20 protein-coding genes are annotated in these 23,131 nt (G+C 60.4%); 13 read left to right on the forward strand and 7 right to left on the reverse strand.

Annotated features, from left to right (window positions below; translation table 11 throughout):
• Window positions 1-73: 73 nt before the first annotated feature.
• Window positions 74-1,273 (forward strand): succinyldiaminopimelate transaminase, encoded by a 1,200-nt coding sequence (dapC, locus tag ACVWXD_RS18430; RefSeq protein WP_099601271.1) that lies wholly within the window; start codon window positions 74-76, stop codon window positions 1,271-1,273.
• 9 nt (window positions 1,274-1,282) lie between these two features.
• Here the strand turns inward: dapC and ACVWXD_RS18435 are convergent, their stop codons facing one another.
• The gene (locus ACVWXD_RS18435; protein WP_457371241.1) at window positions 1,283-2,926 is read right to left on the reverse strand and encodes a Na+/H+ antiporter; all 1,644 of its coding nucleotides are present in this window, start codon (window positions 2,924-2,926) and stop codon (window positions 1,283-1,285) included.
• Window positions 2,927-3,151: 225 nt separating this feature from the next.
• On the opposite strand from ACVWXD_RS18435, the gene ACVWXD_RS18440 reads away from it, so the two are divergent.
• The 4 genes from ACVWXD_RS18440 (at window position 3,152) to ACVWXD_RS18455 (ending at window position 6,261) form a co-directional block, all read left to right on the forward strand.
• A complete protein-coding gene (locus ACVWXD_RS18440) occupies window positions 3,152-3,514 on the forward strand; it encodes an ArsC family reductase (RefSeq protein WP_032891665.1) in 363 nt (120 codons plus the stop codon).
• Between the two features lie 32 nt (window positions 3,515-3,546).
• Window positions 3,547-4,581 (forward strand): 2,3,4,5-tetrahydropyridine-2,6-dicarboxylate N-succinyltransferase, encoded by a 1,035-nt coding sequence (gene dapD, locus ACVWXD_RS18445; RefSeq protein ID WP_032891666.1) that lies wholly within the window; start codon window positions 3,547-3,549, stop codon window positions 4,579-4,581.
• Between the two features lie 64 nt (window positions 4,582-4,645).
• Window positions 4,646-5,851 carry an aminotransferase class V-fold PLP-dependent enzyme gene (locus tag ACVWXD_RS18450; RefSeq protein ID WP_457371242.1) on the forward strand — a complete coding sequence of 402 codons (1,206 nt, stop codon included), beginning with the start codon at window positions 4,646-4,648 and terminating at the stop codon, window positions 5,849-5,851.
• Complete coding sequence (locus tag ACVWXD_RS18455) at window positions 5,848-6,261, forward strand: SufE family protein (protein ID WP_260366668.1); 414 nt, start codon at window positions 5,848-5,850, stop codon at window positions 6,259-6,261. The genes ACVWXD_RS18450 and ACVWXD_RS18455 overlap by 4 nt, the downstream gene beginning before the upstream one ends.
• Window positions 6,262-6,377: 116 nt before the next feature.
• On the opposite strand, the gene tcdA is transcribed toward ACVWXD_RS18455, so the two are convergent.
• Window positions 6,378-7,187 (reverse strand): tRNA cyclic N6-threonylcarbamoyladenosine(37) synthase TcdA, encoded by an 810-nt coding sequence (gene tcdA / locus ACVWXD_RS18460; protein WP_065877359.1) that lies wholly within the window; start codon window positions 7,185-7,187, stop codon window positions 6,378-6,380.
• A gap of 217 nt (window positions 7,188-7,404) precedes the next feature.
• On the opposite strand from tcdA, the gene ACVWXD_RS18465 reads away from it, so the two are divergent.
• From ACVWXD_RS18465 to ACVWXD_RS18480, 4 genes are all read left to right on the forward strand, one after another.
• Window positions 7,405-9,996: a glycosyltransferase gene (locus ACVWXD_RS18465; RefSeq protein WP_032891673.1), complete on the forward strand. Its 2,592-nt coding sequence runs from the start codon at window positions 7,405-7,407 to the stop codon at window positions 9,994-9,996.
• A gap of 111 nt (window positions 9,997-10,107) precedes the next feature.
• Window positions 10,108-11,259: a succinyl-diaminopimelate desuccinylase gene (gene dapE / locus ACVWXD_RS18470; protein ID WP_032891675.1), complete on the forward strand. Its 1,152-nt coding sequence runs from the start codon at window positions 10,108-10,110 to the stop codon at window positions 11,257-11,259.
• Window positions 11,259-12,068, forward strand: coding sequence for a putative RNA methyltransferase (locus tag ACVWXD_RS18475; protein WP_032891677.1), 810 nt, complete (start codon window positions 11,259-11,261; stop codon window positions 12,066-12,068). Before dapE ends, ACVWXD_RS18475 begins: the two co-directional genes overlap by 1 nt.
• Window positions 12,069-12,121: 53 nt before the next feature.
• Window positions 12,122-12,499: a hypothetical protein gene (locus ACVWXD_RS18480; RefSeq protein ID WP_032891679.1), complete on the forward strand. Its 378-nt coding sequence runs from the start codon at window positions 12,122-12,124 to the stop codon at window positions 12,497-12,499.
• Between the two features lie 147 nt (window positions 12,500-12,646).
• On the opposite strand, the gene ACVWXD_RS18485 is transcribed toward ACVWXD_RS18480, so the two are convergent.
• On the reverse strand, window positions 12,647-12,856 hold the full coding sequence (locus ACVWXD_RS18485; RefSeq protein WP_032891681.1) for a cold-shock protein: 210 nt from the start codon (window positions 12,854-12,856) through the stop codon (window positions 12,647-12,649).
• A gap of 184 nt (window positions 12,857-13,040) precedes the next feature.
• Here ACVWXD_RS18485 and plsB point away from each other — a divergent pair, with 184 nt between their 5' ends.
• From plsB to ACVWXD_RS18500, 3 genes are read left to right on the forward strand one after another with little or no spacing between them, the layout of a single operon-like run.
• A complete protein-coding gene (gene plsB, locus ACVWXD_RS18490; RefSeq protein ID WP_032891682.1) occupies window positions 13,041-15,545 on the forward strand; it encodes a glycerol-3-phosphate 1-O-acyltransferase PlsB in 2,505 nt (834 codons plus the stop codon).
• 51 nt (window positions 15,546-15,596) lie between these two features.
• On the forward strand, window positions 15,597-15,998 hold the full coding sequence (locus ACVWXD_RS18495; RefSeq protein WP_032891684.1) for a YbaY family lipoprotein: 402 nt from the start codon (window positions 15,597-15,599) through the stop codon (window positions 15,996-15,998).
• A 27-nt stretch (window positions 15,999-16,025) separates the two neighbouring features.
• Window positions 16,026-16,715: a DUF4197 domain-containing protein gene (locus tag ACVWXD_RS18500; RefSeq protein ID WP_032891686.1), complete on the forward strand. Its 690-nt coding sequence runs from the start codon at window positions 16,026-16,028 to the stop codon at window positions 16,713-16,715.
• A 37-nt stretch (window positions 16,716-16,752) separates the two neighbouring features.
• Here the strand turns inward: ACVWXD_RS18500 and ACVWXD_RS18505 are convergent, their stop codons facing one another.
• Genes ACVWXD_RS18505 through ACVWXD_RS18515 form a run of 3 tightly spaced genes read right to left on the reverse strand, consistent with a single transcriptional unit; the run spans window position 16,753 to window position 21,521 of the window.
• Window positions 16,753-17,346: a LysE family translocator gene (locus tag ACVWXD_RS18505; RefSeq protein ID WP_099601265.1), complete on the reverse strand. Its 594-nt coding sequence runs from the start codon at window positions 17,344-17,346 to the stop codon at window positions 16,753-16,755.
• Window positions 17,347-17,348: 2 nt separating this feature from the next.
• Entirely contained in the window at window positions 17,349-20,414 is a 3,066-nt protein-coding gene (locus tag ACVWXD_RS18510) for an efflux RND transporter permease subunit (RefSeq protein ID WP_122755686.1), read from the reverse strand.
• Between the two features lie 6 nt (window positions 20,415-20,420).
• Window positions 20,421-21,521, reverse strand: coding sequence for an efflux RND transporter periplasmic adaptor subunit (locus ACVWXD_RS18515; protein ID WP_457371243.1), 1,101 nt, complete (start codon window positions 21,519-21,521; stop codon window positions 20,421-20,423).
• Between the two features lie 93 nt (window positions 21,522-21,614).
• On the opposite strand from ACVWXD_RS18515, the gene ACVWXD_RS18520 reads away from it, so the two are divergent.
• The gene (locus tag ACVWXD_RS18520; protein WP_032891696.1) at window positions 21,615-22,250 is read left to right on the forward strand and encodes a TetR/AcrR family transcriptional regulator; all 636 of its coding nucleotides are present in this window, start codon (window positions 21,615-21,617) and stop codon (window positions 22,248-22,250) included.
• 3 nt (window positions 22,251-22,253) lie between these two features.
• Here ACVWXD_RS18520 and ACVWXD_RS18525 read toward each other — a convergent pair whose 3' ends face one another.
• Window positions 22,254-23,036, reverse strand: coding sequence for a class I SAM-dependent methyltransferase (locus ACVWXD_RS18525; RefSeq protein WP_095183995.1), 783 nt, complete (start codon window positions 23,034-23,036; stop codon window positions 22,254-22,256).
• Window positions 23,037-23,131 lie beyond the last annotated feature (95 nt).

A 23,131-nucleotide genomic window follows, 5' to 3' on the forward strand; every position in this document is an offset into this window, starting at 1 on the left:
AGCAAGCCCCCTCCCACAGTTGGACCTGCAGCGCCCGACAGACCGCATTACCAATGAATTGAACGAGAGTCTCATGAACAACGCCCTGAACCAGTTGCAGCCCTACCCGTTCGAGAAATTGCGCGCCCTGCTGGGCAGCGTCACACCCAACCCGGACAAGCGCCCGATTGCCCTGTCCATTGGTGAACCCAAGCACAAATCGCCCACGTTCGTGGCCGAGGCACTGAGCAGCAACCTTGATCAGATGGCGGTGTACCCCACCACCCTGGGCATCCCGGCACTGCGAGAGGCTATTGGCGCCTGGTGTGAACGTCGCTTCAACGTGCCCAAGGGATGGCTTGACCCAGCGCGCAATATCCTGCCGGTCAACGGCACCCGCGAAGCACTGTTCGCCTTCACTCAGACCGTAGTCAACCGTGGCGACGATGCACTGGTGGTCAGCCCGAACCCCTTCTACCAGATCTACGAAGGCGCCGCGTTCCTTGCCGGTGCCAAGCCGCACTACCTGCCATGCCTGGATGAGAACGGCTTCAACCCGGACTTCGACGCCGTGACACCAGACATCTGGAAACGCTGCCAGATCCTGTTCCTGTGCTCCCCCGGCAACCCGACCGGCGCACTGATCCCGGTTGAGACCCTGAAAAAACTGATCGCCCTGGCCGACGAACATGACTTCGTCATCGCCGCCGACGAGTGCTACAGCGAGCTGTACTTTGACGAACAAACCCCGCCGCCGGGTTTGTTGAGCGCCTGTGTTGAATTGGGTCGCCAGGATTTCAAGCGCTGCGTGGTATTCCACAGCTTGTCCAAACGCTCCAACTTGCCGGGTCTGCGCTCTGGTTTCGTGGCCGGTGATGCCGAGATCCTCAAGGCCTTCCTGCTGTACCGCACCTACCACGGCTGCGCGATGCCGGTGCAAACCCAACTGGCGAGCATTGCCGCCTGGCAGGACGAAGCGCACGTACTGGCCAACCGTGACCTGTATCGCGAGAAATTCGAAGCCGTGCTGACCATCCTCAAGCCGGTGCTGGATGTACAAAGTCCCGACGGTGGCTTCTACCTGTGGCCAAATGTGAATGGCGACGATGCCGCGTTCTGCCGCGACCTGTTCGTTGAAGAACACGTCACCGTGGTCCCAGGTTCGTACCTGTCGCGGGAAGTGGATGGCGTCAACCCTGGGGCTGGCCGCGTACGCCTGGCGCTGGTCGCACCGCTGGCCGAGTGCGTGGAAGCGGCTGAACGGATTCGGGATTTCATTCAGCGTCGTCGGTAAGCAATCGGGTCATTTCACCTGGCCCAGATTCGCCTCACTCATATCCAGCTCTCCCAACACCTCCCTCAAGACGTCATCACCAATCTGGTGATGACGGCTCAAGCTGTACAACTCCAAACGTTGCGCGCGCAGGGCCTTGAGCCGCAGTTTTCGCTCAAGCAGGTCCATGTGCCTCGCCAGCGCCTGGGCCTCGGCGGAGTCATTGAACACCTCCAACTGATGACGATATTCCGACATCAGCCGCGCCTTGAGCTCCGTAGCCAGCGCCGCCTGTGCGGCGTCGGAGGTTTCCGACTCTACGGGCTCCTCCGCCTCCAGTGCGTGAATCGCTGCCACGGCGGTCTTTTTCCACGCCTCCCGCACTTCCTTATGACGCTTCTCATCGGGGCTCTTTTCGATACCGCGCAGCAACAGTGGCAAGGCAATGCAGGCGGCGACCAGTGAAAGCAGGATCACCCCGGCCGCGATAAAGATCAGCAAATCACGCTCAGGAAAATCTTTGCCTGGCGCCAACAGCAAAGGCACCGACATCACACCCGCCAGGGTCACCGCACCGCGCACACCGCCGACCGTCAAGAGCCAACAGGATCGGGCGGTTGGCACCAACGTCAGATCACTTTTCCCTCGCAGGCGCCGCAATAACCCCGACAGCCTCCAGATGCTCTGCACCCAGATAAAACGCAGCACCACCAGCACCAGGAAAATCGCAATCACATCCAGGCAGCGGTAAAACAGGGTCGGCCATAGCGTGGCTTCATGGCTCACCACGGCTTTGATGATGTCCGGCAGTTGCAATCCCAGCAGCAGGAAAATCAAGCCATTGAAGGCAAACTCCAGCAACGACCAGACGCTGCGGTTAAGCAGCCTTGTGCTGGTCTGGCGTGGCAGCAGGTCCAGCCAGCTTTGCATCATGCCCGCCGCCACTGCCGACAAAATCCCTGAGGCGCCCAACCGTTCAGCCAATACATAAGCGGCAAACGGCAACAGCAACATAAACACCACATGAGTCGCCGGATCGTCCCAGCCCCGCGCAATCATCCATGCGCGCAGGCGGCCGACCAGCCAACTCAACGCCACACCGATCGCCAGGCCACCGACGGCCACCAACACGAAGGTCAAGCTCGCATCGGCCAGGGAGAACACGCCGGTCAGTGCCGCTGCCAAGGCAAACTTGAAGGTCACAAGGCCCGACGCATCATTCATCAAGGCTTCGCCCTGGAGCATATGCATCAATGGCGTGGGCAAACGATTCTGGGAAATGGCCGACACTGCCACCGCATCCGTCGGCGACAATACGGCCGCCAGGGCGAAGGCCACCGGTAACGGGATCGTAGGCAAAATCCAGTGAATGAAGTATCCGGCGCCGACTACCGTGAACAGCACAAGGCCCACGGCCAGCGTCAGAATCGGGCCCCGCAGACGCCACAATTCGCGTTTGGGCATGCGCCAACCGTCGGAAAACAACAAAGGTGGCAAGAACACGAACAGGAACAGTTCAGGGTCCAGCGCCACATGCAGACCCAGCGTTGGCCAGGCCAACAAGGCTCCGGCGGCAATCTGCACCAGCGGCAACGGCAGAGGAATGACACGTCCGACCAGACGCGAAACGCTGACCAGCATCAGCAGGATAAGAACGGTGTAGGCGGTTTGCATAACGCGGGTTTCCCGGACGATCGACTTGCAACGACACACATCAGGCAACAACTGGCAGTTGAAGTGCCATATTACCCAGCTATGTTACGCGGCTATGCCACGCACTGGCTTTTGCACATAAGTCGCACAAAGCCGTGGGTCCTGCTGACGAGCGGCACCCAAACCCGCTGGTCGTGGCATAATCCCGGACCTTTCGTTTTGAGCATCCTAAAAGGGGGCAATTCCTTGACCGCTTCAAGCAAAACGTTGCACCTTTTCGGCATCAAAGCCTGCGACACCATGAAAAAAGCGCGCACCTGGCTCGATGAGCATGCTGTGAGCTATGAGTTCCACGACTACAAAACGGTCGGTATCGACCGCGAACACTTGACCCAATGGTGCAACGAGCACGGTTGGCAGGTGGTTTTGAACCGTGCGGGCACCACCTTTCGCAAACTCGAAGACGAACGCAAAGCCGATCTCGATCAGTCGAAAGCCATTGAATTGATGCTCGCGCAACCTTCGATGATCAAGCGCCCGGTGCTTGATCTCGGTGACAGAACCCTGATTGGCTTCAAGCCAGAAAGTTATTCGGCGGCCCTCAAGTAGGCCAGCCCTTCCATTTTTGTAGAGGTAATAGCATGTCCCATTCCCTGTTCAGCCTGGGCTTCGGCGTCGGCACTCAGAACCGCCAAGGTGCTTGGCTGGAAGTTTTTTACGCACAACCGCTGCTCAACCCATCGGCTGAAATCGTCGCGGCCATCGCGCCGATCCTCGGTTACTCCGAGGGTAACCAGGCGATCACCTTCACCGTGACCCAGGCCCTGCAACTGGCCGACGCGCTCAAAGGCGTCGACGCCACACAAGCCGCCCTGCTGAGCCGCCTGGCAGAAAGCCACACGCCTCTGGTCGCCACCCTGCTGGCCGAAGACGCCGCGCTGACCTCCACGCCTGAGGCCTACCTCAAGCTGCACCTGCTGTCCCACCGCCTGGTCAAGCCTCACGGCCTGAGCCTGGCTGGCGTGTTCCCGCAACTGCCGAACGTGGCCTGGACCAGCCAGGGCGCGATCGACATCAGCGAACTGGCCGAACGCCAGCTGGAAGCACGCCTGCGTGGCGAGTTACTGGAAGTGTTCTCGGTAGACAAGTTCCCGAAAATGACCGACTACGTCGTCCCGGCCGGCGTGCGTATTGCTGACGCGGCACGTATCCGCCTGGGCGCCTACGTAGGCGAAGGCACAACGGTGATGCACGAAGGTTTCGTCAACTTCAACGCTGGCACTGAAGGCCCGGGCATGATCGAAGGTCGTGTATCGGCGGGCGTATTCGTTGGCAAGGGCTCGGACCTGGGCGGCGGCTGCTCCACCATGGGCACCCTGTCGGGCGGCGGCAACATCGTGATCAAGGTCGGCGAAGGCTGCCTGATCGGCGCCAATGCCGGTATCGGTATCCCGCTGGGCGACCGCAACACCGTGGAATCGGGTCTGTACGTCACCGCCGGGACCAAGGTTGCGCTGCTGGATGAGCAGAACCAACTGGTCAAAGTGGTCAAGGCGCGCGAGCTGGCCGGCCAACCGGACCTGCTGTTCCGCCGTAACTCCGAGACCGGTGCAGTGGAGTGCAAAACCCACAAATCGGCCATCGAACTGAACGAAGCGCTGCACGCTCACAACTAAGCAGCCACTCGATGCCACTAGCGGGCCCCGACCCTGGGGCTCGCTTATACGAGTTTTGAACACCATGCTAGTGCCCTCCCCCTGGCGCGCCGACTTTCCGGCCATCGCCGCCCTGCAACGGCAAGGCCAGACCTATCTGGACAACGCCGCCACTACACAAAAACCCCAAGCTCTGTTGGATGCCATCAGCCATTACTACGCCAATGGCGCAGCCAATGTGCACCGGGCCCAGCATTTGCCGGGGGCCCATGCGACACAGGCCTTCGAGGACAGTCGCAGCAAGGTGGCGCAGTGGTTGAATGCAGGTGACACCGGGCACATCGTGTTTACCCACGGCGCGACCTCTGCGCTGAACCTCCTGGCCTACGGCCTCGAACACTTATTCAATGCGGGCGATGAGCTTGTCATCAGCGCCCTGGAACACCACGCCAACCTGCTGCCCTGGCAGCAACTGGCCAAACGTCGCGCGCTCACACTGGTGGTATTGCCACTCGGTGATGACGGCGTGATCGACCTGCAAGCCGCCGCCGAGTTGATCGGTCCGCGCACGCGCCTGCTTGCGGTGAGTCAGCTGTCCAACGTGCTTGGTGCCTGGCAACCGCTGCAAGCCTTACTGGATTTGGCCAAGCCACACGGTGCCCTAACCGTGGTCGACGGCGCCCAGGGCATCGTCCACGGTCGTCAAGACGTGCAAGCGCTGGGATGCGACTTCTACGTTTTCTCCAGCCACAAGCTCTACGGCCCGGACGGTGTCGGCGTGCTCTTTGGCCGCAACGAGGCTCTGCATCACCTGCGCCACTGGCAGTTTGGCGGTGAGATGGTGCAACAGGCGGATTACCACAGCGCCAGCTTCCGTCCAGCACCACTGGGGTTCGAGGCAGGTACTCCGCCGATAGCCAGCGTGATTGGCTTGGGGGCAAGCCTGGATTATCTGAGCTCGCTGGATCAGCAAGCAGTAACCGCCCACGAGGCGGCCCTGCATGACTACCTGTTACGCGGCCTGAAGGCGCGCAATGGCGTGCGTGTGCTGGGTTCGCCGCAGGTGGCGCTGGTCAGCTTTGTGGTCGAGGGCGTGCATAACGCCGACGTTGCGCACCTGCTGACCGAGCAGGGCATTGCTGTACGCGCAGGCCATCATTGCGCGATGCCGCTGCTCAAGGCGATGCAGCTGTCGGGGGCGATCCGCGTTTCCCTGGCGCTGTATAACGACTCCGACGACCTCGAGCGCTTTTTTGAAGCGCTGGACCAGGCGCTGGATATGTTGCGATGAGCTTGCCGATGGATGCGGTGGCTGCGCTGGAAGCCTTCCAAGCCGTAGGAAGTTGGGAGCAACGTGCTCGCTTGCTGATGCAGTGGGGTGAGCGTGTGCCGCCTTTAGCGGATGATGAAAAGGTCGACGCCAACCTGGTACAGGGCTGCGAAAGCCTGGTGTGGTTGGTGGGGCACTTAGACCAAGGTCATTGGCAATTTGCCGCGAGCAGCGATGCGCGGATGATCCGTGGTTTGGTGGCATTGCTGCTGGCGCGGGTCAATGGGTTGTCGGCGGACGAGTTGCAGGCAGTCGACTTGCCTGACTGGTTCAATCAACTCGGGCTTTCCCGCCAACTGTCGCCGTCGCGCAGCAATGGCTTGAATGCAGTCCTGCAGCGTATGCGAACGCTAAGCCATACACAGGACTAAATGTGGGAGGGGGCTTGCCCCCGATAGCGGTGGATCAGTCAGCTTATTCAGTGGCTGACACTCTGCAACCGGGGGCAAGCCCCCTCCCACCTTTGAACTGTGTAAAGTTCTGAGATTCAGGCGGGTTTGACACGCTCGGAAGGCCTACGCACCCCTGCCACAATCTTGTCCACCGCCTTGGTCGCCGCCACCATGCCAAAGGTCGCCGTCACCATCATCACCGCGCCAAACCCGCCCGCGCAGTCCAGCTTCACCCCATCCCCCACAAAACTTTTTTGCAGACAAATGCTGCCGTCCGGCTTGGGATAACGCAGTTGCTCGGTGGAAAACACGCACGGCACGCTGTAATGACGGGTCACGGTGCGAGAGAAGCCGTAGTCACGACGCAAGGTGGAGCGCACCTTTGAGGCCAAGGGATCGTTGAAGGTGCGGTTAAGGTCGCACACCTGGATCAGCGTCGGATCAATCTGCCCACCGGCGCCGCCGGTGGTGATGATTTGGATCTTGCGGCGTTTGCACCACGCAATCAGCGCGGCCTTGGCGTTGACGGCGTCGATACAGTCGATCACGCAATCGATGTTCGGCGTTATGTATTCGGCCATGGTGTCGCGGGTCACGAAATCCGCCACCGCGTGCACAGTGCAATCCGGGTTGATACCGCGCAGGCGCTCGGCCATCACCTCGACCTTGGGCTTGCCCACAGTGCTGTCCAGGGCGTGCAACTGCCGGTTGCTGTTGCTGACGCAGACATCGTCCAGGTCAAACAGCGAAATCTCGCCGACCCCACAACGGGCCATGGCTTCCGCCGCCCAAGAGCCCACACCGCCGACGCCGACGATCGCCACATGGGCCGCCTTCAAGCGTTCCAGGCCTTCAATGCCATACAAGCGGGCGACGCCTGCAAACCGCGGATCTTCTGTACTCATGACCATTACCCCAAAAACCGGCGCGCATTATGGACTACCGAGCGACAAGTACGAAGCAACAAGCTACAAGTAAAGAACTTAGATGGCCTTTCGCTGACTAACGTCCGGCTTTTCTCTGTCTGCTGTACGCTCGGGGAAAGGCCGGTGTAGGATGCGCGCCGTTCGGTGCAGGCCGACACCTCTTTTCGTTCCACACCCTTTGGAACCCGACATAACCATGGCATCGCGTAAATTTGGACTCAACCTGGTGATCGTGCTGGCAATTGCAGCGCTATTCACCGGCTTCTGGGCGCTGGTCAACCGCCCGGTCACTGCTCCCAACTGGCCTGAGCAAATCTCCGGTTTTTCCTACTCGCCGTTCCAGCAAGGCCAGTTCCCGCAGAAAGACCAATACCCCACTGACGAACAGATGCGTCAGGACCTTGCGATCATGAGCAAGCTGACGGACAACATCCGCACCTACTCGGTCGACGGCACACTGGGGGATATCCCCAAGCTGGCGGAAGAGTTCGGCTTGCGCGTCACCCTGGGGATCTGGATCAGCCCAGACCTGGAGCGCAACGAACGCGAGATCCAGCGCGCCATTGAGATCGCCAACAGCTCGCGCAGTGTCGTGCGCGTGGTGGTCGGCAACGAAGCCTTGTTCCGCGAAGAAATCACCCCCGAGGCACTGATCGTGCTGCTGGACCGGGTGCGCGCCGCGGTGAAGGTACCGGTGACCACCTCCGAGCAATGGCACATCTGGGAAAAGAACCCGCAACTGGCCAAGCACGTCGACCTGATCGCCGCGCACATTTTGCCGTTCTGGGAATACATTCCGATGGACAAGGCCGGCCAATACGTACTCGATCGCGCCAGGGACCTGAAGAAATTGTTCCCGAAAAAGCCACTGCTGCTATCGGAAGTTGGCTGGCCGAGCAACGGCCGCATGCGCGGTGGCAACGAAACGTCCCCGGCAGACCAGGCGGTGTACTTGCGCACACTGGTGAACAAGCTCAATCGCCAGGGCTACAACTACTTTGTGATCGAGGCCTTCGACCAGCCGTGGAAAGTCAGCGATGAAGGCTCGGCCGGCGCCTACTGGGGCGTTTACAACGCCGCGCGCCAGCAAAAATTCAACTTTGAAGGTCCTATTGTCGCCATCCCGCAATGGCGCGTACTGGCCATCGGCTCGGTGGTGCTTGCCCTGCTGTCCCTGACGCTGCTGATGATCGACGGCTCGGCCCTGCGCCAGCGTGGCCGGACGTTCCTGACCTTTATCGCATTCCTTTGCGGCTCGGTACTGGTGTGGATCGGCTACGACTACAGCCAGCAATACAGCACTTGGTTCAGTGTCACCGTGGGTATCCTCCTGGCACTCGGCGCCCTCGGCGTATTTATTGTGTTGCTGACCGAGGCCCACGAACTGGCGGAAGCAGTCTGGACTCACAAGCGTCGCCGTGAATTCCTGCCGGTCGAAGGGGATTCGGACTACCGCCCGAAAGTGTCGATCCACGTGCCGTGCTACAACGAGCCGCCGGAGATGGTCAAACAGACCCTCGACGCCCTGGCCGCGCTGGATTACCCGGACTACGAAGTCCTGATTATCGACAACAACACCAAAGACCCGGCTGTTTGGGAACCGGTGCGCGACTACTGCGAAACCCTCGGCCCGCGCTTCAAGTTCTTCCACGTCGCGCCCCTGGCCGGTTTCAAGGGCGGCGCGCTGAACTACTTAATCCCGCACACTGCCAAGGATGCTGAAGTGATTGCGGTGATCGACTCGGACTACTGCGTGTCGCCGAACTGGCTCAAGCACATGGTGCCGCACTTCGCTGACCCGAAAATCGCTGTGGTGCAGTCGCCGCAGGACTACCGCGACCAGAACGAAAGTACCTTCAAGAAGCTCTGCTACGCAGAATACAAAGGCTTCTTCCACATCGGCATGGTTACCCGTAACGACCGCGACGCGATCATCCAGCACGGCACCATGACCATGACCCGTCGCTCGGTGCTCGAAGAACTCGGCTGGGCCGACTGGTGCATCTGCGAAGACGCTGAACTGGGCTTGCGGGTGTTCGAGAAAGGCCTATCGGCGGCGTATTACCACGACAGCTACGGCAAGGGCCTGATGCCCGATACCTTTATCGACTTCAAGAAACAGCGTTTCCGCTGGGCCTATGGCGCGATCCAGATCATCAAGCGTCATACCGCCAGCCTGCTGCGCGGCAAGGACACGGAGCTGACCCGTGGCCAGCGCTACCACTTCCTCGCGGGCTGGTTGCCGTGGGTGGCGGACGGTATGAACATCTTCTTCACCGTCGGCGCGTTGTTGTGGTCGGCGGCGATGATCATCGTGCCGACGCGGGTCGATCCGCCGCTGCTGATTTTCGCGATCCCGCCGTTGGCGTTGTTCGTGTTCAAGGTGGGCAAGATCATCTTCCTGTACCGCCGTGCCGTGGGCGTGAACCTCAAGGATGCGTTCTGCGCCGCGCTGGCTGGCCTGGCGCTGTCCCACACCATCGCCAAGGCGGTGCTGTATGGCTTCTTCACCACCAGTATTCCGTTCTTTCGTACGCCGAAAAACGCGGATAACCACGGCTTCTGGGTCGCGATTTCCGAAGCCCGCGAAGAAATGTTCATCATGCTGCTGCTGTGGGGTGCTGCGCTGGGGATCTACTTGGTGCAAGGCCTGCCAAGCAATGACATACGTTTCTGGGTGGTAATGCTGCTGGTGCAATCGCTGCCGTATGTGGCGGCGTTGATTATGGCGTTCCTGTCGTCGCTGCCAAAACCGGCAGCCGCGTCTGAGCCAGCGCCGGCCGCGTAAAAACTTGCGCAATGCACTAAACGGCGGCCTCTGGTCGCCGTTTTGCTATAAGATAACGGCCGTTTTGTCCGCCCGCCCTGCTCTTCCAAACATGCTTTCCGGAGTTTTCCCATGACGGCCCATGCCGACCTTTCGCCGACCCTTCAACTTGCCATCGACCTGATCCGTCGCCCCTCGGTCACACCGATCGACGCCGATTGCCAGAAGCTGATGATGCAGCGCCTGGGCGACGCTGGTTTTGCGCTGGAGCCGATGCGCATCGAAGACGTGGACAACTTTTGGGCTACCCACGGTAAGCACGAAGGTCCGGTGCTGTGCTTCGCCGGTCACACTGACGTAGTGCCGACCGGCCCGGTACAGGCCTGGCAGAACGACCCGTTTGACGCGCTGATCGACGAAAACGGCATGCTCTGCGGGCGTGGCGCAGCCGACATGAAAGGCAGCCTCGCCGCGATGCTGGTGGCTTCGGAACGTTTTGTAGCCGACTACCCGGACCATAAGGGCTCGGTTGCCTTCCTGATTACCAGCGATGAAGAAGGCCCGGCGCACCACGGCACCAAAGCCGTGATCGAGCGCCTGGCCGCGCGCAAAGAGCGCCTGGACTGGTGCATCGTCGGCGAACCGTCGAGCACCACCCTGGTAGGTGATGTGGTCAAGAACGGCCGTCGCGGCTCCCTCGGCGCTACGCTGACCGTACGCGGCGTACAGGGCCACGTGGCCTACCCGCACCTGGCGAAGAACCCGATCCACCTGGCCGCACCGGCCCTGGCGGAATTGGCCGCCGAGCATTGGGACAACGGCAACACCTTTTTCCCGCCGACCAGCTTCCAGATCTCCAACCTCAATTCCGGCACTGGCGCCACCAACGTGATCCCCGGTGACCTGACGGCGGTGTTCAACTTCCGTTTCTCCACCGAATCCACCGTCGAAGGCCTGCAGCAACGCGTAGCAGCCATCCTCGACAAACATGGCCTGGACTGGCATGTGGAATGGGCGCTGTCGGGCCTGCCGTTCCTCACCGAACCAGGCGCTTTGCTCGACGCCGTGTCTGCCAGCATCAAGGCGATCACTGGTCGCGAGACCCTGGCGTCCACCAGCGGCGGTACGTCGGATGGCCGCTTCATCGCCACCCTCGGCACCCAAGTGGTCGAGCTGGGCCCGGTCAACGCGACGATCCATCAGGTCAACGAGCGCATCCTCGCCAGCGACCTCGATGTACTGACCGAAATTTATTACCAGACCCTGATCAAGTTGCTCGCCTGATGCTCGCTTGTCCCATTTGCAGCGCCCCGCTCAACGCGGTCGAAAACGGCGTAGCCTGCCCGGCGGGGCACCGGTTCGACCGGGCTCGTCAGGGTTACCTGAACCTGTTGCCGGTGCAGCACAAGAACAGCCGCGATCCGGGCGACAACCTGGCCATGGTCGAAGCACGCCGTGACTTCCTCAACGCCGGGCATTACGCCCCGGTGGCCAAGCGCCTCGCCGAACTGGCGGCTGAACGCGCACCGCAGCGCTGGGTCGACATCGGCTGTGGTGAGGGTTACTACACCGCGCAGATCGCCGATGCCTTGCCCCACGCCGACGGCTATGCCCTGGATATTTCCAAGGAAGCGGTCAAGCGTGCGTGCAAGCGCAACCCGAAGCTGACCTGGTTGATCGCCAGCATGGCACGTGTGCCGTTGGCCGATGCCAGCTGCCAGTTCCTCGCCAGCGTGTTCAGCCCGTTGGACTGGCAGGAAGCCAAACGCCTGCTCAGCCCCGGCGGCGGCCTGATGAAAGTCGGTCCTACGAGTGGCCACCTGATGGAGCTGCGCGAGCGTCTGTACGATGAAGTGCGCGAGTACACCGACGACAAACACCTGGCTCTGGTGCCAGACGGCATGAGCCTGGCGCACAGTGAAACCCTGGAGTTCACCCTGAGCCTGGCCGACCCCAAAGACCGCGCCAACCTGCTGGCCATGACACCCCACGGCTGGCGCGCCAGCGCCGAGCGCCGTGCCGAAGTGATCGAGGCTGCCGAGCCGTTGCTGGTCACCGTGTCGATGCGTTACGACTATTTCGTGCTTCAATAACCGACTTTAAGTATCCGCGAATGGATTTTCGAATCCCGCAACGAGGAATATCCATGCGCCAACCCGATATCGAGATTTACCTGAAGGACGCCGACGTCGACTACAAGGCCATCGCCGCCTGGCTGGGCGCCGCCCTGGGCCCGTGCACCGACTGGGTCCAGCGTGGCCAGACCTACAAGTGCAAGGCCGGTGACGTGCCGGTCACCTGGCTGCCCAAGGCTGTAGGCAAATGGAACAGCCTGTACCTGGAAAGTGACCAAACCCCGTGGGACGACGACATCGCCTGCGCCCGCGCCGCGTTTGCTGCACTGAACGTTGAAGTGCGCTGCGCGCCGGGGACGTGGGTCGAGGAAGAAGGTGAGGAAAGTGCCGACACCTGGATTCGCATCAGCGCAGACGGTGAAGAGCAGATCACCTGGAAAACTGCCTGAGCCTGAGCGGTAAACCACAATCAACATGTGGGAGGGGGCTTGCCCCCGATAGCGGTGTATCAGCCAATGTGTTCAGTGACTGACACTCTGCAATCGGGGGCAAGCCCCCTCCCACATGGGTTCTGCGGTGTGTAACAAAAACCCGTATTACAAACCGACCACATCCTCCGCCTGCAAGCCCTTCTCGCCGGTCACCACGGCGTATTCCACCTGCTGGCCCTCGGCCAGGGAACGGTGGCCATCACCGCGAATAGCGCGGTAGTGCACGAACACATCCTTGCCATCTTCACGCTGAATAAAGCCATAGCCCTTTGCATCGTTGAACCACTTCACATTACCGGTTTCGCGCGTTGCCATCTGTCTTACTCCCACGTACGTTTTTTTATTGTTGAGTCAGTCGCGTTGAACTGCCGAGTATAAGACAGGCTCAAAAACGATCAACTCAAGTTTACATCGCTGCTTTTTTGCCGATTTTCGGCGAATACGGCACACTACGCGCCCGAGCGCCTGCTCGGTTTTTTCCACTTGAAGCAGCTCGCCTATGACCCGCTCCCCGTTCCGCCGTCTGGTGTTTGGCACCTTGCGCCGACTGTTGTACCTCTGGGTTCGCTCGGAAACGATCAACCAGTCGTCCCTTACCCTCAACCTGGACCGCAGCCGGCCGGTGTTCTACGTCCTGCAATCGCCCTCCCTCACCGAATTGGCGGTGGTCGATGCCGAGTGCACCAAGGCCGGCCTGCCGCGCCCGGTGCTGCCAGTATCGGTTGGCCCGTTGATGGAGCCGGCGGCGTTCTTCTACCTCACGCCTGAACCGGACTGGCTCGGCCGTCAGGACAAGCGCGGCGCGCCGCCCACCCTGACTCGCCTGGTCAACACCCTGAGCGAACACGCCGAAGAGAATGCACAAATCATTCCGGTCAGTGTGTTCTGGGGCCAAACCCCGGCGAGCGAGTCCAGCCCGTGGAAACTGCTGTTTGCCGACAGTTGGGCCGTCACCGGCCGTCTACGCCGTCTGTTGAGCATCCTGATTCTTGGTCGCAAGACCCGTGTGCAATTCTCCGCGCCCATCAACCTGCGTGAATTGATCGAGCACAATAAAGGGCACGAACGCACTGTGCGCATGGCCCAGCGCATCCTGCGTGTGCACTTTCGTAACCTGAAGACAGCCGTAATCGGCCCCGACCTGTCTCACCGCCGCAACCTGGTCAAAGGCCTGGTGAATATGCCGCTGGTGCGTCAGGCGATCCTGGATGAAGCCGAACGGGAAAAAATCAGCCCCGAAAAAGCCAAGGCCCAGGCCCTGCGCTATGGCAACGAAATCGCCTCGGACTACACCTACACCGCGATCCGCTTCCTCGAAGTGGTGCTGAGTTGGTTCTGGAACAAAATCTACGACGGCATCAAGGTCAATAACATCGAGGGCGTGCAAAAGGTTGCCCAAGGCTACGAGGTGATTTACGTGCCTTGCCACCGCAGCCATATCGACTACCTGCTGCTGTCCTACCTGCTGTTCAAGAATGGCCTGACCCCGCCGCATATCGCCGCGGGCATCAACCTGAACATGCCGGTGATCGGCAGTTTGCTGCGCCGTGGCGGGGCGTTTTTCATGCGCCGCACCTTCAAGGGCAACCCGCTGTACACCTCGGTGTTCAACGAATACCTGCACACCCTGTTCACCAAGGGTTTCCCGGTTGAGTACTTCGTCGAAGGCGGACGCTCGCGTACCGGGCGCATGCTGCAACCGAAGACCGGGATGCTGGCGATCACGCTGCGAAGTTTCCTGCGCTCCTCGCGTATGCCAATTGTGTTTGTGCCGGTGTATATCGGCTATGAACGCGTGCTGGAAGGCCGGACCTACCTCGGAGAACTACGCGGCGCGAGCAAGAAGAAGGAGTCGATTTTCGACATTTTCAAAGTGGTCGGCGCGCTCAAGCAGCGCTTTGGCCAGGTCGCGGTCAACTTCGGCGAGCCGATCAAGCTGGCGGAATTCCTCGACAGCGAACAACCCGACTGGCGCACACAGGAACTGTCCCCGAACTACAAGCCGGCGTGGCTCAACGAAACCACCAACCGCCTCAGCGAGCGGGTGGCCCGCCACTTGAACGAAGCGGCGGCGGTGAACCCGGTGAACCTAGTGGCCCTGGCGCTGCTGTCCACCACACGCCTGGCGTTGGACGAACAGGCCATGGCCCGCCAATTGGACCTGTACCTCGCGCTGCTGCGCCGCGTGCCTTACTCACCCCACACCACTCTGCCCGAGGGGGATGGCCTGGCGCTGATCAAGCACGTCAAGGACATGGACCTGCTGTCAGAACAGAGCGACGCCCTCGGCAAGATTGTCTACCTGGACGAGCAGCACGCCGTCCTGATGACCTACTACCGCAACAACGTGCTGCACATCTTTGCCCTGCCGGCGCTGCTGGCGAGTTTTTTCCAGAGCAGTTCGCGGATGAGCCGCGAACAAATTCTGCGCTACACCCACGCGCTGTACCCATACCTGCAATCGGAGCTGTTTATCCGCTGGTCGCTGGAGGAGTTGGACACTGTCGTCGACCAGTGGCTGGAAGCCTTTGTCGAACAAGGTCTGCTGCGCTTCGAAAACAACGTGTACTTGCGCCCGGCGCCAAGCTCGCGGCAATTCGTACTGCTGACGCTGCTGTCCAAGAGCATCGCCCAGACCCTGCAACGCTTCTACATGGCAATCTCGCTGCTGCTCAACAGCGGCCAGAACACCATCAGCGCCGAAGAGCTGGAGGACCTGTGCACGATCATGGCCCAGCGCCTGTCGATCCTGCACGGCCTCAATGCCCCGGAGTTCTTCGACAAGAGCCTTTTCCGACACTTCATCCAGACACTGCTGGAACAAGATGTGCTGCGTCGCGATGAGGCCGGCAAACTGAGTTATCACGATCTGCTCGGCGAACTGGCAGAAGGCGCGGCCAAACGGGTGTTGCCGGCTGAGATTCGCCTGTCGATTCGCCAGGTGGCCCTGCATCGTGTTGATGGCGCAGCCGAACAACCGGATGAGCCTGAAGAAACCCGCTAGATTGAATAAGGCGCCAGCGGGAAGCTGGCGTCGCTGACAAGGAGCCGCACCATGAAAAAGATCATCCTCCTGAGCCTGACCGCCCTGCTGGGAGCTTGCCAATCCATGACCCCTGCCCCCAAGGCCAGCCTCGATGGCGAAGTGTTTTACCTGCAACGCATCGCCCTGCCGCCAACAGCAACCTTGAGTGTCAGCCTGCAGGACGTGTCCCTTATGGACGCCCCGGCCGTGATCCTTGCGGAACAGAAAGGCCCGATCAAAGGCCAGGTACCGCTGCCGTTTCACCTGAATTACGACCCGGCACAGATTAAACCGGGCCACAGTTATTCGGTGAGTGCTCGCATCGAACAGGATGGCAAGCTACTGTTTATCACTACCGAACGTCACGCCGTGCAGCTCAACGGCCAGGATCCGCAGCCGCTGCGCCTGCGGGTTGATGCGGTCGCACACTGATATTTTCCAGATCATAAGGAAGCGCAAATGCTCCGTAACTCCCTTCGCCTCACTGCTCTGTGTGCCGGCCTGCTGCTCGGCGCCAACGCCATGGCCCTGGACCTGAGTAGCCTGTCCCAAGGCGACGCCAGCGGCGGCCTTAAGGATGCCCTGACCCAAGGCGCACAGATCGCAGTGAAACAACTGGGCAAACCCGGCGGTTTCAGCGACAACCCTGAAGTGAAGATCGGCCTGCCGGGCAAACTGGGCAAAGTTGCCGAGAAGTTGAAAATGTTCGGCATGGGCGACCAGGTTACGCAACTGGAAACCAGCATGAACAAAGCGGCTGAAACCGCTGTGACCCAGGCACAGCCGATCCTGGTCAACGCCGTGAAAAACATGAGCGTGACCGACGCTAAAGGCATTCTCAGCGGCGGCCAGGATTCGGCCACCCAATACCTGAACAAAAGCTCGCGCGATGCAATCCGCGCCAAGTTCCTGCCGATCGTCAAGGCCGCTACGGATAAGGTCGGCGTGGCCCAGCAGTACAACGCCCTGGCGGGCAAAGCGGCAGCCTTTGGTGCGGTGGATGCCAAGAGCGCCAACGTCGAAAACTACGTGACCGAACAGGCGCTGGATGGTTTGTTCAAGATGATTGCGCAGCAGGAAGAGACGATTCGCAAGAACCCGGCCGCTGCAGCGACGAGTTTGGCGAAGAAGGTGTTTGGAGCACTATAAGCTGCGCGAGGATCGCTCCCTGCAACGGGGAGCGATTCTAGTGAAAAACTGAATCGGCCAGTCGGCCCATCATCAAGGTTGCGAAGCAGCCAATGGCAATCGACGTGATTCGATTGATCTTCAAGGGCGTGAGCCAACTCTTCTGCATCCCTTCGAAGCGACTCCCCAACAACACCCAAGCGGCCCCTACCGGCACAACCACCAACGCCAATAACCCCATGAACTCGGCATAACCTTGCGCGGCGGTGAACGTATTGGACGGAGCGATAAAGGAAACGATCAGCAAGCCCTTGGGATTCATGACCGTCAACAAAAAGAAGTACAACCCGGTGAAGCGATCTTTGCCAGGGCTGATCTCGCTGTTCTTGCGCTGCCACAATTTGCACGACACATACAGCAGGTAGCACGCCGCCGCCAGTTGCGTCGCCTTCAACGCCCACGGTGAAAACGCCGCGAGATAGAGAAGCGCCACACCCCATGCCGACACTTGCAGCAAATACGCCAGGCACTCGATTAGCACGAGCTTGCAGGATGCCCGAAACCCGAACAACACACCTGCGCGAAACAGCAGGGTGTTGGTAGGGCCAGGGGCAAGCAGTAGCAATATCAGGGCTGAAACAGTGGCCAACATGGTTACGCGACGTCCTTCCTCACTTTGAACCACGCAGCATACAGTGCCGGCAGGAACAATAGCGTCAACGCCGTCGCCACAATCAGCCCGCCCATGATCGCCACCGCCATCGGTCCGAAGAACACACTGCGAGACAGCGGGATCATCGCCAATACCGCCGCGAGTGCCGTCAGCACAATCGGGCGGAAGCGTCGGACGGTGGCTTCGATAATCGCCTGCCACGGCGCCAGGCCAGCCTTGATGTCTTGCTCGATCTGGTCCACCAAGATCACCGAGTTGCGCATGATCATGCCCGACAAGGCGATGGTCCCTAACATGGCTACGAAGCCAAAGGGCTGACGAAACACCAGCAGGAACAGCGTGACGCCGATCAAACCCAGCGGCGCCGTGAGAAACACCATTGCCGTGCGTGAGAAGCTGCGCAGTTGCAGCATCAGCAAGGTCAGCACCACCACAATAAACAGCGGCACGCCGGCCTTCACCGAGTTCTGCCCGCGGGCGGAGTCCTCGACGGTACCGCCGACGTCCAGCAGGTAGCCATCCGGCAGTTCGGCCCGCACGCCTTCGAGGGTCGGCAGGATCTGCTGCACCAGCGTCGCCGGTTGTTCCTTGCCATAGATGTCGGCGCGCACGGTGACCGTCGGCAGGCGATTACGGTGCCAGATGATGCCTTCCTCGAATCCGTATTCGAGGGTGGCGATCTGCGACAGGGCCACGCTTTTGCCGTTGTCGGTCGGCACCGCCAGGCTAGGCAGCAGCGACAGTTCGGTGCGTTCGTGGACCGTGCCGCGCAGGAGGATCTCGATCAATTCGTTGTCCTCCCGGTATTGGCTGACGCTTGAGCCGGTGAGTGAACTCTGCAGGAATTTCGACAGGTTGGCAGTGCTCACACCAAGGGCGCGGGCGCGGTCCTGGTCGATGTTCAGGTAGACAATTTTGCTCGGCTCTTCCCAGTCCAAGTGAACGTTGACCACGTGGGTATTTTCGCGAACCTTGGCGGCAACTTTCCGTGCAAGGGCGCGAACTTCCTCGATGTGTTCGCCGGTCACGCGAAACTGCACCGGATAACCCACGGGTGGGCCGTTTTCCAGGCGGGTGACGCGCGAACGCAGGTCGGGAAATTGTTCGTTGAGGGTTGCGATCAGCCAGGTGCGCAAGCTTTCGCGCTCTTCGATGGTTTTGGCCAGCACCACAAATTGCGCAAAGCTCGCGGCGGGCAGTTGCTGGTCCAACGGCAAGTAGAAACGCGGCGAACCGGTGCCGACGTAAGCCACGTAGTTCTCGATGCCGGCATGGTCCTTGAGCAAGGCTTCCAGGCGTTTGACCTGATCGGCAGTGTTGCTCAGGGACGCGCCTTCGGCCAGTTTCAGGTCGACCATCAGCTCCTGGCGCCCCGAGGCCGGAAAGAACTGCTGCGGCACAAAGCGAAATAGCGCCACTGAGCCGATAAACAGCAGCAGTGTCAGTACGATCACGGTTTTACGTCGAGTGACGCACCACTCCACCAAACGCCTTACGCGCTGGTAGAACGGCGTTCCGTAGGGATCCGGGCCCTCAGCGCCATGTTTAGCTGCGTGAATCTTCGCCAGGTCCGGCAGGAGCTTTTCCCCCAGGTATGGCACGAACACCACCGCGGCGACCCACGAGGCCAGCAACGCGATGGTCACCACCTGGAAAATCGAACGGGTGTATTCGCCGGTGCTCGATTGCGCAGTGGCAATCGGCAGGAAACCTGCCGCCGTAATCAGCGTGCCGGTGAGCATCGGGAAGGCGGTGCTGGTCCAGGCGAAACTGGCGGCCTTGAGCCGGTCGTAGCCCTGCTCCATTTTGATTGCCATCATTTCCACGGCGATGATCGCGTCATCCACCAGCAAACCGAGGGCGAGTACCAGTGCGCCGAGGGAAATCTTGTGCAGGCCAATGCCGAGGTAATACATGGTGGCGAAGGTCATCGCCAGCACCAACGGAATCGCCAGGGCCACCACCATGCCGGTGCGTACGCCGAGGGAGAAGAAGCTCACCAGCAATACGATCGCCAATGCCTCGGCCAATACCTGCACGAATTCCCCGACACTGGTTTTCACCGCTGCCGGTTGATCCGACACCTTGCGCAACTCCATGCCTGCCGGAAGGTTCTTCTGCAAACGTGCGAATTCGTCTTCTAGCGCCTTGCCCAATATCAGGATATCGCCGCCGTCGCGCATGGCCACGGCCAGGCCGATTGCATCGGCGCCCATGTAACGCATGCGCGGTGCCGGCGGATCGTTGAAGCCACGGTGAATGTCAGCTACATCGCCGATACGAAAGGTCCGGTCGCCCACTCGAATCGGAAAGTCACGGATCTCCTCCACTGTCTTGAAGTTGCCCGACACACGCAGTTGCACGCGCTCGCTCGGGGTTTCAAAGAAGCCGGCCGTGGACACCGCGTTCTGTTCCTGCAACGCCTGCTGCACCGCTGCCAATGGCAGGCCGAGGGTGGCGAGCTTGAGGTTGGACAGCTCGATCCAGATTTTCTCATCCTGTAGGCCGAGCAACTCCACCTTGCCCACATCCGCTACCCGTTGCAGCTGAATCTGGATGCGGTCGGCGTAATCCTTGAGCACGGCATAGTCGAAACCGTTGCCGGTCAGCGCATAGATATTGCCGAAGGTGGTGCCGAATTCGTCATTGAAAAACGGGCCCTGGATATCCGGCGGCAAGGTCTGGCGGATGTCGCTAATCTTCTTGCGCACCTGGTACCACAGCTCAGGAATCTGCGCCGAGTGCATGGAGTCGCGGGCAATAAAGGTAACCGTGGACTCGCCAGGGCGCGAGAACGAGACAATGCGCTCGTACTCGCCGGTTTCCATCAGTTTCTTCTCGATGCGCTCGGTGACTTGACGCGAGACTTCCTGGGCCGTAGCACCGGGCCAGTTGGTCTTGATCACCATGGCTTTGAAGGTGAATGGCGGGTCTTCACTTTGTCCCAGCTTGGTGTAGGACAAGGTGCCAACCACGGCCAGTAGGATCATCAGGAACAGTACGATCTGGCGATTACGCAACGCCCATTCGGAAAGATTGAAACCCATCGGGGACTACTCCTTGGCCGCCAGATTCACGACACGGTTGGAGCGATCCACCGGGCGCACTTGCTGGCCCTCGTGGAGCACATGCACGCCCGCGGCGACCACCCAATCGGTGGGCTTCAAGCCTTCCAGCACCGGAACGGTTTTTTCGCCGAAGGCGCCAATGCGCACCGGTACGCGCTTGAGGGTATTGTCCGTTTCCACACGCCAGACGTAAGACGCGCCATTCTCCGCGCTGAGGGCAGACAGCGGCACCGACAGCGGAACGACACCCTCGGTCTGTATGAATACGCGAGCGCTTTGGCCCAATTCCGCCGGGACTTTACCGCCGGTAAACGCCACTCGGGCGGCAAAGGTGCGCGATTTTGGATCGGCTGCGGGAGACAGTTCACGGATGCGTCCCGTAAAACGCTGGTCCGGCTGGCTCCACAACTCCACGGCTACCGGCTGACCGATCTTGAAGCGACCAAAGCCTTGTTCGGGCAGGCTAATGAGCACTTCGCGCTCGCCATCGGTGGCCAGGGTGAACACGGTTTGGCCAGCCGACACCACTTGGCCGACCTCCACGGCGCGCTTAGCGACGACTCCATCCTGCGGGGCACGGAGCACGGCGTAACCGGCTTGGTTGCTGGCCACGTCGAATTCGGCCTTGATCTGCTTGAGGCGCGCTTCGCCGGATCGGTAGAGGTTTTCGGAATTGTCGTACTGAGAACGGCTGACCATCTGACGGTCCATCAGGGTCTTATAGCGATCGCGTTCGGCGCGGACCAGGCTCAGGTTAGCTTGGGCAGCGGCGACTTGGGCGCGGGTAGCCTCCAATTGCAGGCGCACGTCCTGGGGGTCGAGTTCCGCCAACGGTTGGTTGGCCTTGACGCGCTCACCCTCTTCAACCAGGCGTTTGCTGACTTTGCCACCGATGCGAAAGGCCAGGTCCGGCTCATAGCGAGCCCGCACTTCTCCGGGGTAGCTGTCCATCGACTGTGCCGACGGTTGCGGTTGCACCACCATGGCAGGGCGGACGTTAATCTGGGCCGGTTCTTCATGGCCGCAGGCGGCCAACATTAAGACCAGGCTGACAGGCAACGCAAAGGGCAGGAAAGTGCTGCGCATGCTGAAGGACCTTTCGCAAATGAAGCTAGGAATAATTATACTGGCCAGTATGTTATTAATACCAAACTCACCAGTCCAGTATTAAAGGTGAAAATGTCCGACAATCGCGTTAACACCAATAGCCCCGGGCGTCCCAAGGACATGGCAAAACGCCAGGCAATTCTTCAGGCAGCGAAAACTCTGTTTTTGGGGAATGGTTATGCCAGCACCAGCATGGATGCCGTAGCCCTTGAGGCAGGCGTGTCGAAACTGACCGTCTACAGCCACTTCACCGACAAAGAGACCTTGTTCACCGCCGCCGTGGTGGCGACGTGCGAAGAGCAGCTACCGGTGATGTACTTCGAGCTGCCTGAGGGCATGCCAGTCGAGACGGTGTTGCTGAATATCGCGCGCGGTTTTCATCGGCTGATCAACAGCGAGGAGTCGGTGAACCTGCATCGTTTGATGATGACCACCGGCAATCAGGACGTGAAACTCTCACAGATCTTTTTCGAAGCCGGGCCCATGCGCATGCTCCAGGGCATGGAGCGCCTGCTCAGCAAGATCGACCAGAGCGGTGCCCTGAGCATCGACAAACCTTTCACGGCGGCCGAGCACTTCTTCTGCCTGCTCAAGGGCACGGCAAATTTCTGCCTGCTGTATGGCTGCGGCGGGCATCTGAGTGAACACGCCGCCGAAGCCCATGTGCAGGAGGTAGTAGGGTTGTTTATGCGGGCGTACAGGCCTTGAACATCAGGCTTTGAGCGCTTTTTTGGGATAGATGTCATACCGGCTGGACTTGCCGTCCAGCGCATGGCTCGGCTTTGGTCCCTCGATGCACGGCGCCTTGCGGGGGCGCTTGACCACCACGCGATGGCTGGCCAGGGCCAGGGCGGCGGCCAACAAGGCTGGCGCATCCGGATCATCACCCACCAGCGGCCGAAACAGGCGCATTTCCTTCTTCACCAAGGCGGTTTTCTCACGGTGAGGGAACATTGGGTCGAGGTAGATCACCTGGGGCGGCTCGCCTTCCCAGTTCAGCATCACGTCGATGGAGTTGCCCTTGAGCAGCTTCATGCGCGCCACGATTGGCGCCACTTCAAAGTCATCTGCACCACGCGCCAGGCCGTCTTCGAGCAAAGCGCCGATCAACGGCTGGCGCTCGATCAGGCTCATCTCACAGCCCAGGCTGGCCAGCACAAACGCGTCCTTGCCCAGGCCTGCCGTGGCGTCCAGCACCCGAGGGCGCACGCCTTGGGCGATGCCTACGGCTTTAGCGATCATCTGCCCGCTGCCGCCACCATAGAGTCGACGATGAGCTGCACCTCCCTCAACAAAGTCCACCCGCACCGGGCCCGGCGCGTCAGGACCTAGCTGTTGCAGCTGTAGGCCATGCTCGCCAACTTGCAGGGAAAAGTCCGCGTCCGCGAGCTGTAAAGGCAAGCCAAGCAGAGATGCCCACTGCTCGGCGCGGTCCTTAAAACCTTCGCCCAAAGCCTCGACCTGGATGCGGCTGGCCGCTGGTTGTTCGCTCATGAATCACTACGCTCAAAAATATTAAGGATCGGCAAACAGCGGCCGATAAAAATAACAGTCAGGTATTTTGCCAGAGCTGAGCGTCGACCGAGAAA

This window comes from Pseudomonas sp. TE3911 (genome assembly GCF_054062775.1).